Raw genomic sequence first — 10,657 nt, 5'->3', positions numbered from 1 at the left:
CTGCAGGGCGAGCACGTCCTTCGTCAGGTCGACGCCCTGTTCCTTGCGGAACTCGGTGACGATGTAGTCGATGATGCGCTGGTCGAAGTCCTCGCCGCCGAGGAAGGTGTCGCCGTTGGTGGACAGCACTTCGAACTGCTTCTCGCCTTCGACGTCGGCGATCTCGATGATCGAGATGTCGAAGGTGCCGCCGCCCAGGTCGTACACGGCGATCTTGCGGTCACCCTTGCCGTGCTTGTCCAGGCCGAAGGCCAGCGCCGCGGCGGTGGGCTCGTTGATGATGCGCTTCACGTCGAGCCCGGCGATCCGGCCGGCGTCCTTGGTGGCCTGGCGCTGCGAGTCGTTGAAGTAGGCCGGCACCGTGATCACGGCCTCGGTCACATCCTCGCCGAGATAGTCCTCGGCGGTCTTCTTCATCTTGCGCAGCACTTCGGCGGAAATCTGCGGCGGCGCCAGCTTCTTGCCGCGCTCCTCGACCCAGGCGTCGCCGTTGTCGGCGGCCACGATCTTGTAGGGCATCAGGTCGATGTCCTTCTGCACTTCCTTCTCGGTGAACTTGCGGCCGATCAGCCGCTTGACGGCATAGAAGGTGTGCTTGGGGTTGGTGACGGCCTGGCGCTTGGCGGAAGCGCCGACCAGGATCTCGCCGTCTTCCTGGTACGCGACGATGGAGGGCGTCGTGCGCGCGCCCTCGGAATTCTCGATGACCCTGACGTTGTTGCCTTCCATGATGGCAACGCACGAGTTGGTGGTGCCCAGGTCAATGCCGATGATCTTTCCCATTGCTCTTTCTCCTTGTCTGTTCGGCGCCTCGGGGGCTTGCGAATCAGTCTGTGCGGTAGTTGTGGATAACTGTTACGGATTCAAGGCCGCGTCACTTGGCTGCCGCCACCGTCACGAGGGCGGGGCGCAGGATGCGGTCGGCAATGGAATAGCCCTTCTGCAGCACGGTCACCACCGTGTTGGGCTCCTGGTCGGCCGGCACCACCGAGATGGCCTGGTGCAGGTTGGGGTCGAATTTCGTGCCGGGGGCGGGCTCGATCTGGACCACCTTGTTGCGCTCGAGGGCGCCTTTGAGCTGGCGCAGCGTGGCTTCGCTGCCTTCGCGGATCTGTTCCACCGTGCCGCCCTGGTGTGCCAGGCCGGCTTCGAGGCTGTCGCACACCGGCAGCAGGCTCTCGGCGAAGCTCTCGATGGCGAACTTGCGCGCCTTGGCGATCTCGTCCTCGGCCCGGCGGCGCACGTTCTGCATCTCGGCCTGCGCGCGCAGGAACTGGTCGGCCAGCTCGGCGTTCTTGGCACTGAGCTTGGCGACCTGCTCCTGCCAGTCGGCGTCTTCGGCGGAGAGGGGCTGGGTGGAGGTGCCGTTGCCGTTGGCCGCGTCGTTGGCGGCCGGGTCGGGAGCGGGTGCCGTGGCGGCGGGCTGTTCGCCCTCGGATGGCATGTTCTTCTCGGACATGGCGAAAAAAGGCTTTGTTTTCTGACTGGACGGGTGGGAACTTGGGGCGCGGCGGGGGTTTTCAAGGCAGCCCCACGGAAAAAAGCCGAGGTACTCGGCGGTCTTTCCGGCAGCGGTGTGCCGGCCCAAGGGGACAGTCGGGGTTCGGTAGGCTGGTGGTGAGCGCCGAAGGCCGAACCCCAGCGCTTGCGGGAAGAACGCTCAGCGCGTCTCCAGCAGCTCCACGTCGAACTTCAGCGTCGCGTTGGGCGGGATCACGCCGCCGGCGCCGCGGGCGCCGTAGCCCAGTTGCGGCGGGATGACCAGGGTGCGCTTGCCGCCCACCTTCATGCCGGCCACGCCTTCGTCCCAGCCCTTGATCACCATGCCGGCGCCGAGCGAGAACTCGAAGGGGTCGTTGCGGTCGCGGCTCGAATCGAACTTCGCGCCCTGCACGCCGTTGTTGTAAAGCCAGCCGGTGTAGTGCACGCGCACGTCCTGGCCGGACCGGGCCTCGGGGCCGCCGCCCACGAGTTCGTCTTCGTACTGCAGGCCGCTGGGGGTGGTGATCATGTTCTTCTTTCGTGGGGAGTTCAGAGGAGGCCGCGGCGCGCCAGGTCGCGCATCAGGGCGCCGGCGCCGTAGCGCCAGGGCTCGATGCGGTCGCTGGTGTTGACGCGGTTCACCAGTGTACCGAGCGCCGGCGTCGTGATGGCCACGAGGTCGCCCACCACGTGCGTGAAGCCGAGCCCGGGGCCGTGGCGGTCCTGCGTGGGCGCGAACATGGTGCCGATGAAGAGCACCAGCCCGTCCGGGTACTGGTGGTTGGGCCCGATCGCATGCTCGACGAGATCGAGCGGATCGCGGCTGATCATCGAGATGTTGCTCGACCCCGCGAGCCGGAAGCCCTCCGGTCCGATCACCTGCATGGCGAGCTCGGCCTGCCGCACTTCGTCGATGCCGAACTGGGCGTCGAACAGGCGGATGAAAGGTCCGATCGCGCAGCTGGCATTGTTGTCCTTGGCCTTGCCCAGGAGCAGGGCGCTGCGGCCCTCGAAGTCGCGCAGGTTGACGTCGTTGCCGAGCGTGGCGCCCACCGTCTCGCCGCGGCTGTTGACCACCAGCACGATCTCGGGCTCGGGATTGTTCCACTCGCTCTTCGGATGGATGCCGATCTCGGCGCCGGTGCCCACCGCGCTCATGGGCTGCGACTTGGTGAAGATCTCGGCGTCGGGCCCGATGCCGACTTCGAGGTACTGCGACCAGAGCTTGCGCGCGACCAGCACCTCCTTCAGCCGCATCGCCTCGGGCGAGCCGGGCCGCACCTTGGACAGGTCGTCGCCGATCACGGCCACCACTTCCTTGCGCACCGATTCGGCCAGCGCCGGATTGCCGCGCGCCTGCTCCTCGATCACGCGCTCCAGCATCGAGGCGACGAAGGTCACGCCCGAGGCCTTGATCGCCTGCAGGTCGCAGGGCGCCAGCAGCCACGGGGCTTCGTCCACCCGCGCGTCGGCGGAGCTGTTGGCGAGCACGTCGTGCAGCGATGCGATGCGCGGCGCCGGATGCGCGCGCACGGCCGCGGCCGGATCGGGCAGCTCCAGCAGCGCGCTGCAGGTGGGCGCGAGCTGCGACAGGTCGTACAGCGCCTGGTCGTCGGCGCGCACCAGCACGGCACCCTGGCCTTCGATCCAGACCCGGCCCACCAGGGTGGCCTGCTGCGCATCGGCGGGCAGCGTCGCTTTGAGGAAGTCTTGCATCAGCTTGGCGGAAGTTTCTTCTTGGCCTGGGCGGTGGCCCAGCGCGCGGCAAAGGGCTGCAGGTCGGCGAGGCGCTTCAGCAGGTCCGCGCCGGAGGCAGTCACACTGTACCCGTCGCCCGTGTGCAGCATCAGGCCCGCCTCGCGCAACTCCTTGATGCGGGTGTTGAGCGTGTTGGGCGTGATGCCGCCCACGCTGTCCTGCAGCAGGCGGAAGGTCTGCGGATGGCCGTCGCGCAGGGCCCACAGCACGCGCATGGCATAGCGCGCCTCCAGCAGCGCGAGCAGCTGGCCGATTGCGGCATTCTCCTTGGAACTCATTCGCGCGGGGGCTCCTGCGCCGCGGGGACGGCGGGCATGCGAGTGTACGCAGGACCTGCTATGCAAACAATAGCAGCCGTCAATCCCGCACCACGTTCTTCAGCAGTCCTTGTAGACCTTCTTGAGCAGGCGGATGAGCGTCTGCAGCTCGGAAGGCGTCAGGCGTGCGCCCACTTCGGCTTCCAGCGCGGCGGCGGTCTTCTCCGCGTCGCGCACCAGCTTCTGTCCCGCGGGCGTCAGGTGCAGGCCCATGGCGCGGCCGTCGCGGGGGTGGGGCAGGCGCGACAGCAGTTCGCGCTTCTCCAGCGCGTTGACCATGCCCACCAGGTTGGGCGGCAGGATGCCCAGCGTGGCACAGAGCTGGCGCGAGGTGATGCCGGGGTTGTGGGCCACCAGCGAGAGCACCGAGAAGTCCACCGGCCGCAGGCCGTAGGGTGCCATGCGCTCGAGAAACACGTCGATCACCGCCAGCGCCGCGCGGCGCGCGTTGTAGCCGATCAGGGTCTCGAGGAAGCCGGTGTCGATCTCGGCCACGGCCGGCGCCGTGCCGCCGTTACCGTTGCCGTTGCCGTTGCGTGCGGAGGAAGCGGGGGACGGGCGCATGGCCTCAGGCGGCCTGCGCGCGGGTGGCGCCGAGGTAGGTCTCGATCACGCGCGGGTCGCCGGCCAGTTGCGCGGCCGGGCCCTGCAGGCTGATCTCGCCGGTTTCCAGCACGTAGCCGTGGTCCGCCACTTCCAGCGCGGCGCGGGCGTTCTGTTCCACCAGCAGGATGGAAACGCCCTCGCTGCGCAGGCGGGCGATGGTCTGGAAGATCTCGCGCACCACCAGCGGCGCCAGGCCCAGGCTCGGCTCGTCCAGCATCAGCAGCTTGGGCTGCGCCATCAGCGCGCGGCCCACGGCCAGCATCTGGCGCTCGCCGCCGGAGAGCGTGCCCGCCAGCTGCGTGCGCCTTTCCTTCAGGCGCGGGAACAGGCCGTACACGCGCTCCAGGCCGCGCTTCCAGTCCGGCACGCCCAGCTTCATGGGCCGGAAGCCGCCGAGGACCAGGTTGTCCTCCACCGGCATGGTGCCGAACAGCTCGCGCTTCTCGGGCACCAGCGCCAGCCCCATCATCACGCGCTCTTCGAGCGTGGTGTCGGCGATGTCCTGGCCGTCGAACACGATCCGGCCGCGCGCGGGCAGCAGGCCCATGAGGGCGTTCAGGGTGGTGGACTTGCCGGCGCCGTTGGGGCCGATCACGGTCACGACCTGGCCACGCGCCAGCTCGAAATCGAGGCCGGCGAGCACCTCGGCGCGGCCGTAGCCGGCATGCAGGCCTTGGACCTGGAGCAGGGCGTCGGCCATCAGTGCTCCGTCCCGAGGTACGCCGCGCGCACTTGCGGGCTGGCCTGCACTTCGGCCGGCGTGCCCTCCATCAGCTTGGTGCCGAACTCCATCACCACGATGCGGTCGGTGAGGCCCATGACGAATTCCATGTCGTGTTCCACCAGCAGCAGGCTCATGCCTTCGCCCTTCAACTGGCGCAGCACGTCGGCCAGCGCCTGCTTTTCCTTGTGGCGCAGGCCCGCTGCCGGCTCGTCGAGCAGCAGCAGCGCGGGGTCCGTGCACAGGGCGCGCGCGATCTCCATCAGGCGCTGCGGGCCGAGCGCGAGGTTGCCCGCGAGTTCGTGCATGCGGTCGGCCATGCCGATGCGCGCGAGCTGGCGCTCGGCCTCGGCGAACAGGCGCCGCTCCTCCTCGCGATCCAGGCGCAGCATGGCGCGCACGCTGCCGCTGGATCCGCGCAGGTAGCCGCCCAGCGCCACGTTCTCCAGCACGGTCATCTCGGGGATCATCTTCACGTGCTGGAAGGTGCGCGAGATGCCGCGCCGCGCGATCGCGCGCGAGGGCAGGCCGCCGATCGTCTCGCCGCGCCAGCGCACCTGGCCGGCACTGAGCGACAGCACGCCGGTGATCAGGTTGAAGGTGGTCGACTTGCCGGCGCCGTTGGGGCCGATCAGGCCGACGATGTCACCGGCGCGGATCTCGAAACTCACGTCGTTGACGGCGGTGAGGCCGCCGAACTGCTTGCGCACCGCCTCCACCTGCAGCAGCGGCTCGCCGCGGGCGGGCTTGGGGCGCGCCGGCAGCGGCGCGCTCGCATCCCAGTCGCGCCGGCGGTCGGCGCGCGGCAGGCGGCGGATCACGAAGGTCCACAGGCCGTCGGGCGCGTACTTCAGCACCACCACCAGCACGATGCCGAACACGATGGTCTCGAAGTTGCCGCTGGTGCCGATCAGCTTGGGCAGCAGCACCTGCAGCTGGTCTTCGGTGAGCTTCACGACGGCGGCGCCGAGGAAGGCCCCCCAGACGTGCGACACGCCCCCGAGCACCGCCATGAACAGGTATTCGATGCCCTTGCCCAGATTGAACGGGCTCGGGCTCACGGTGCGCTGGAAGAACGCGAACAGCCAGCCCGAGATCGCGGCCAGCACGGCGGCCAGCACGAACACCAGCAGCTTGTGGCGGAAGGTGGAGATGCCCATTGCCTCCGCCATGGTGGCGCCGCCCTTCAGCGCGCGGATCGCACGGCCGGGGCGCGAATCGAGCAGGTTGGCGCAGCCCCAGGCCGCGAGCAGGGCGATGACCCAGATCAGCACGTGCAGCCCGCGGCCGGTGCCGAGGTCGAGGCCGAAGATCCGGAGGGTGGGTACGCCGAGGATGCCGTCGTACTTGCCCAGGAACTCCATGTTGCCCATGGAGTAGTACAGCACCAGGCCCCAGGCGATGGTGGCGAGCGGCAGGTAGTGCCCCGACATGCGCAGCGTGATCGCGCCCAGCGCCAGGGCCACGACGACCGCGATGCCCACCCCGAGCAGCAGCGCGAGCCAGGGCGAGGCGGCCAGCTTCACCGTGAGGAAGGCGGCGGTGTAGGCGCCGACGCCGACGAAGGCGGCTTGGCCGAAGGAGGTGAGGCCGGCCACGCCGGTGAGCAGCACCAGGCCCAGCGCCACCAGCGCATAGAGGCCGATGTAGTTGCTCTGCGCGATCCAGAAATCCGGCACGGGCAGCGCCGGCAACACCAGCATCGCCGCCGCGAACAGCGGGAAGGCGATGCGGCGGATGCCGATGCGGCGGCGCGTTGCCGGCGCCGGCACCTCGGTGACCTCGGTCAGCACGCGTGCCATCTAGTGCTCCTCCGAATGCGGATCGGCCAGCGAGCGCCACAGCAGCACCGGCAGGATGGAGGAGAACACGATCACCTCCTTGAAGGCGCTGGCCCAGAAGGAACCGAAGCTTTCCAGCAGGCCCACGCCCAGCGCGCCGACCAGCGCCATGGGGTAGCTCGCCAGCCCGCCGAACACGGCGGCGACGAAGCCCTTGAGGCCGATCAGGAAGCCGCTGTCGTAGAAGATGGTCGTGGTGGGGCCGATCAGCAGGCCCGAGAGCGCGCCGATCAGCGCCGCCATCATGAAGGCCAGGCGGCCGGCGCCGCTGGAGGAGATGCCCATGAGGCGGGCGCCCGCGCGGTTCACCGCCGTGGCGCGCAGCGCCTTGCCGGTGAGCGTGCGCTCGAAGAACAGGTACAGCAGCACGATCAGCGCCAGCGAGGCGAAGAAGATGATGATGGTCTGGCCGCTGAGGGTGAGCGCGCCGGCGGAGAAGCGCTCGTCCCAGAAGCTCGGGTTGCGGAAGCCCTCGGCGCCGAAGAAGAACAGGCCGAGTCCCACCAGGGCGAAGTGCACCCCCACCGAGACGATCAGCAGCACCAGCACCGAAGCGTCGGCCAGCGATTCGTAGGCGAGGCGGTAGATCAGCGAGCCGAAGGGCGTCACCAGCGCCATCGTGAGCAATGCCTGCACCGCCAGCGGCAGGCCGCGCGGGGCGGCCCAGATCGCGATCGCCGAGGCGAGCACCGGCCAGGCGAGCGTGCGCAGCACCTGCAGCGCGACGCGCCGCACCGGTTGGTGATGGCGCCAGCCGTTCACGACATCCGAGAGTGCGGCGGCGACGGCCAGCGCCAGCAGGAACCAGACGGTGCCCGGCACCTGGCCGGCCTGGAACAGCGCCAGCGTCAGCGCGCCGAAGGCGACGAACTCGCCCTGCGGGATGAAGATCACGCGCGTGACGGCGAACACGAGCACGGTGGCCAGCGCGAGCAGCGCATACACCGCGCCATTGGTCAGGCCGTCCAGCGCGAGGATGCTGGCGATGGAGAAGTCCATTGGGGTTGAGCGTTGAGCGTCGGGCGTCGAGCGGCTCGACGCTCAACGCCGAACGCTCAACGCCCCACCATTCCTTACTGCGCGACGACGAACTTGCCGTCCTTGACCTGCAGCATCACACCGGTTTCCTTGGTGTAGCCCCAGTGGTCGTCCTTGGTCCAGTTCATCACGCCGTGCGAGAACACCGTGCGGCCCATGCCTTCCATGGCGTCACGCAGCGCGGCGCGGAACTCCGGCGTGCCCGGCTTGGCCTTCTTCAGCGCCACCGGGATGATCTTCTCCATCACGATCTGGAAGTCGTAGGCGTGGGCCGCGAACTGGTTGCGCGAACCGGGCCCGTTGGCCTTCTCGTACTTGGTGACGAAGTCGATCGCCTGCTTCTTGGACGGATGGTTGTCGGGCAGCTGCTCGGCGACCACCGCCGGGCCGGAGACGACGAAGGTGCCCTCGACGTCCTTGCCGCCGATGCGCACCAGGTCGGGCGTGGCCGCCGCGTGCGTCTGGTACAGCTTGCCCTTGTAGCCGCGCTCCACGATGCCCTTTTCCGGCATCGCGGCGCCGGAGCCGGTGGCGACGATCAGCATCGCGTCCGGCTTGGCGGCGGTCAGCTTCAGCGCCTGCGCGGTGACGCTGGTGTCGGTGCGCGCGAAGCGCTCCACGGCCACGATCTTCATGCCGTTCTTCTCGGCCTCGGCCTGCGCCGCCTTCAGCCACAGCTCGCCGTACGCGTCGGTGTAGCCGATGAAGCCGATCGTCTTGACGCCTTGCTTCTTCATGTGCTCGAACATCGCGTGCGCCATGACGTCGTTGCCTTGCGGCAGGCGGAACAGCCAGTGGTCCTGGCCGGGCGGCACGCCGACCGGGGAGGCGGCGATCTGCATCACCTTGTTCTCGGCGGCGACGGGCGCCATGGCAGCCGCCACCGGCGTCAGCACGGAGCCGAAGATCACGTCGACCTTGTCCTCCGTGATCAGGCGGCGCGTGTTGCTCACGCCCTTGCCCGGGTCGGAGGCGTCGTCGAGGATGATCAGGTTCACCTTCTCGCCGCCGATCTCCTTGGGGAACTGCTTCAGCTGGTTCTGCGTCGGGATGCCGAGGCCCGAGCCGGGGCCCGTCATCGAGATCGAGACACCGATGTTGATGTCGGCGAGGGCGCTGGCGGCGGCGGTGAGCGCGACGGCAGCGGCGATCAGGGAGCGTACGAGCTTCATTTCTTGTCTCCAGGGTTGAACTACTTCAGCGCGGCGCCATGCGCAGCGCGCCATCGAGGCGGATCACCTCGCCATTGAGGTGGGTGTTGGTCACGATGTGGCAGGCCAGCTGCGCGAACTCCTCCGGCTTGCCCAGGCGCGGCGGGAAGGGAATCGACTTGGCGAGCGACTCCTGCACCGGCTCCGGCAGCTGCTGCATCAGCGGCGTGGCGAACAGGCCGGGCGCGATGGTGCAGACGCGGATGCCATGCTGCGCGAGGTCGCGCGCCATCGGCAGCGTCATGCCCACCAGGCCGCCCTTGGAGGCGCTGTAGGCCTGCTGGCCGACCTGGCCGTCGAAGGCGGCCACCGAGGCGGTGAAGACCATCACGCCGCGTTCGCCGTCCGCCAGCGGCTCCAGCTTCGCGCAGGCGGCGGCGAACAGGCGGCTCGCGTTGTAGCTGCCGACCAGGTTGATGTTGACCACCCGTGCGAAGTCTTCCAGCGGCGCCGGGCTGCCGTCCTTCTGCACCACGCGCTTGGCGGTGCCGATGCCGGCGATGTTCATCAGGATGCGCGCCGGGCCATGGCGCTCGGCGGCCTGCGCCAGCGCGGCCTGCAGGCTCTCCGTGTTCGTGATGTCGCACTGGCACGCCACGGCGCAGCCGCTTCCATATTGCTCGCCGATCGACTCCGCGACCTGCTGCGCCTGCGCGAGGTTCACGTCCAGCACGGCGACCTTGGCGCCCAGGCGCGCGAGCTCGCGCGCCGTGGCTTCGCCCAGGCCCGATGCGCCGCCGGTGACGAGCGCGGCCTGTCCCTGGATGTTCATGCGTTCTCCTTGCGCGGTTGCAGCGTGAAGGGCAGCCGGTCTTCGTGCAGGGCCTGCACCAGCGCGTCGCGGTGCTTCAGCACGGCGCGCTGGTTGATCGAGCCCTTGTCGGTGACCTCGCCGCGGTCGATGGATGGCGGCTCGTCCAGCAGGTACAGGCGCGCCACGCGGTTGGCGCTGCCGGTGGCCTCGTGCGCCAGCGCGTCCACCACGTCCTGGAAATGGTCCTGCACGGCGGCGCTTTGCAGCACTTCCTTGAGCGGCGCGTCGGCCGCGAGGTGCGGCGCCAGGTTGCGGACCTTGGCGGTCGGGAAGAGCAGGGCGCCGACCTCGTTGCGGTTCAGCCCGGTGATCACGGCGTCCTGCACGTAGGGCGCGCCGGCGGCGATGATCTTCGCCCGCAGCGGACCGACGCTCACGAAGGTGCCGGTGGCCAGCTTGAAGTCCTCGGCGATGCGGCCGTCGAACCTCAGGCCGAGGTCCGGGCAGTGCTCGTCGATCCAGAGCACGGCATCGCCGGTGCAGAAGAAACCTTCCTCGTCGAAGGATTCCCGGCTGGCCTCCGGATTGCGCCAGTAGCCGGGGGTGACGTTGGGGCCTTTGTAGCGGATCTCGGTCTTGCCGTCGATGGGCACCAGCTTCAGTTCCATGCCCACGGTGGGCAGGCCGACGTGGCCGGAGCGCACGTCGGGGTTGGTCACGAAGACCGCGAAGGGCGCCGACTCCGTCATGCCCAGGCCGGTGCCCATCACGATGCGCTCGCCGATCTCCTGCTCCTGCACCTCGTGCAGCAGGTCCCAGATCGGCTGCGCCAGCGCGGCGCCCGAGTAGAAGAACATGCGCACGCGCGACAGCAGCGTGCGGCGCAGCACCGGGTCGGCCTTCATCGCGTGGGCGATGGCTTCGAAGCC

Annotated in this window: 12 protein-coding genes; all 12 read right to left on the bottom strand. The window is 69.1% G+C overall.

What is annotated here, in order from left to right:
* A partial coding sequence (locus tag VFM98_RS05570; protein ID WP_325108906.1) for an Hsp70 family protein occupies positions 1–783 on the bottom strand: 783 nt, incomplete at its 3' end.
* Between the two features lie 91 nt (positions 784–874).
* Complete coding sequence (grpE, locus tag VFM98_RS05565) at positions 875–1,459, bottom strand: nucleotide exchange factor GrpE (protein ID WP_325108905.1); 585 nt, start codon at positions 1,457–1,459, stop codon at positions 875–877.
* 201 nt (positions 1,460–1,660) lie between these two features.
* On the bottom strand, positions 1,661–2,011 hold the full coding sequence (locus VFM98_RS05560; protein ID WP_325108904.1) for an FKBP-type peptidyl-prolyl cis-trans isomerase: 351 nt from the start codon (positions 2,009–2,011) through the stop codon (positions 1,661–1,663).
* Between the two features lie 20 nt (positions 2,012–2,031).
* Positions 2,032–3,198, bottom strand: coding sequence for a fumarylacetoacetate hydrolase family protein (locus tag VFM98_RS05555; RefSeq protein ID WP_325108903.1), 1,167 nt, complete (start codon positions 3,196–3,198; stop codon positions 2,032–2,034).
* Positions 3,198–3,518 carry a winged helix-turn-helix transcriptional regulator gene (locus VFM98_RS05550; protein WP_325108902.1) on the bottom strand — a complete coding sequence of 107 codons (321 nt, stop codon included), beginning with the start codon at positions 3,516–3,518 and terminating at the stop codon, positions 3,198–3,200. Before VFM98_RS05550 ends, VFM98_RS05555 begins: the two co-directional genes overlap by 1 nt.
* 99 nt (positions 3,519–3,617) lie before the next feature.
* Complete coding sequence (locus VFM98_RS05545; protein ID WP_325108901.1) at positions 3,618–4,121, bottom strand: MarR family transcriptional regulator; 504 nt, start codon at positions 4,119–4,121, stop codon at positions 3,618–3,620.
* A gap of 4 nt (positions 4,122–4,125) precedes the next feature.
* A complete protein-coding gene (locus VFM98_RS05540) occupies positions 4,126–4,863 on the bottom strand; it encodes an ABC transporter ATP-binding protein (RefSeq protein ID WP_325108900.1) in 738 nt (245 codons plus the stop codon).
* Positions 4,863–6,686, bottom strand: coding sequence for an ABC transporter permease subunit (locus VFM98_RS05535; protein ID WP_414708988.1), 1,824 nt, complete (start codon positions 6,684–6,686; stop codon positions 4,863–4,865). Before VFM98_RS05535 ends, VFM98_RS05540 begins: the two co-directional genes overlap by 1 nt.
* Positions 6,687–7,724, bottom strand: a complete 1,038-nt coding sequence (locus VFM98_RS05530; RefSeq protein ID WP_325108899.1) for a branched-chain amino acid ABC transporter permease — start codon at positions 7,722–7,724, stop codon at positions 6,687–6,689.
* A 74-nt stretch (positions 7,725–7,798) separates the two neighbouring features.
* Entirely contained in the window at positions 7,799–8,935 is a 1,137-nt protein-coding gene (locus tag VFM98_RS05525; protein ID WP_325108898.1) for an ABC transporter substrate-binding protein, read from the bottom strand.
* A 25-nt stretch (positions 8,936–8,960) separates the two neighbouring features.
* Positions 8,961–9,746 (bottom strand): SDR family NAD(P)-dependent oxidoreductase, encoded by a 786-nt coding sequence (locus tag VFM98_RS05520; protein WP_325108897.1) that lies wholly within the window; start codon positions 9,744–9,746, stop codon positions 8,961–8,963.
* Positions 9,743–10,657, bottom strand: a 915-nt coding sequence (locus VFM98_RS05515; protein WP_325108896.1) for an AMP-binding protein, incomplete at its 5' end; no start/stop codon positions are given. The genes VFM98_RS05515 and VFM98_RS05520, both read right to left, overlap by 4 nt.

This window comes from Ramlibacter sp. (assembly GCF_035706265.1).
GTDB lineage: Bacteria > Pseudomonadota > Gammaproteobacteria > Burkholderiales > Burkholderiaceae_C > Ramlibacter.
Note: the sequence above shows the minus strand (reverse complement) of the source record. Positions and strands in the feature narration are given on the sequence as shown.

Bases quoted from the DNA above. Each gene is read 5' to 3' on its own strand.
- VFM98_RS05540 (WP_325108900.1), bottom strand. From the start codon at position 4,863: ATGGCCGACGCCCTGCTCCAGGTCCAAGGCCTGCATGCCGGCTACGGC.
- VFM98_RS05555 (WP_325108903.1), bottom strand. From the start codon at position 3,198: ATGCAAGACTTCCTCAAAGCGACGCTGCCCGCCGATGCGCAGCAGGCC.
- VFM98_RS05545 (WP_325108901.1), bottom strand. From the start codon at position 4,121: ATGCGCCCGTCCCCCGCTTCCTCCGCACGCAACGGCAACGGCAACGGT.
- VFM98_RS05535 (WP_414708988.1), bottom strand. From the start codon at position 6,686: ATGGCACGCGTGCTGACCGAGGTCACCGAGGTGCCGGCGCCGGCAACG.
- VFM98_RS05530 (WP_325108899.1), bottom strand. From the start codon at position 7,724: ATGGACTTCTCCATCGCCAGCATCCTCGCGCTGGACGGCCTGACCAAT.
- grpE (WP_325108905.1), bottom strand. From the start codon at position 1,459: ATGTCCGAGAAGAACATGCCATCCGAGGGCGAACAGCCCGCCGCCACG.
- VFM98_RS05560 (WP_325108904.1), bottom strand. From the start codon at position 2,011: ATGATCACCACCCCCAGCGGCCTGCAGTACGAAGACGAACTCGTGGGC.
- VFM98_RS05525 (WP_325108898.1), bottom strand. From the start codon at position 8,935: ATGAAGCTCGTACGCTCCCTGATCGCCGCTGCCGTCGCGCTCACCGCC.
- VFM98_RS05550 (WP_325108902.1), bottom strand. From the start codon at position 3,518: ATGAGTTCCAAGGAGAATGCCGCAATCGGCCAGCTGCTCGCGCTGCTG.
- VFM98_RS05520 (WP_325108897.1), bottom strand. From the start codon at position 9,746: ATGAACATCCAGGGACAGGCCGCGCTCGTCACCGGCGGCGCATCGGGC.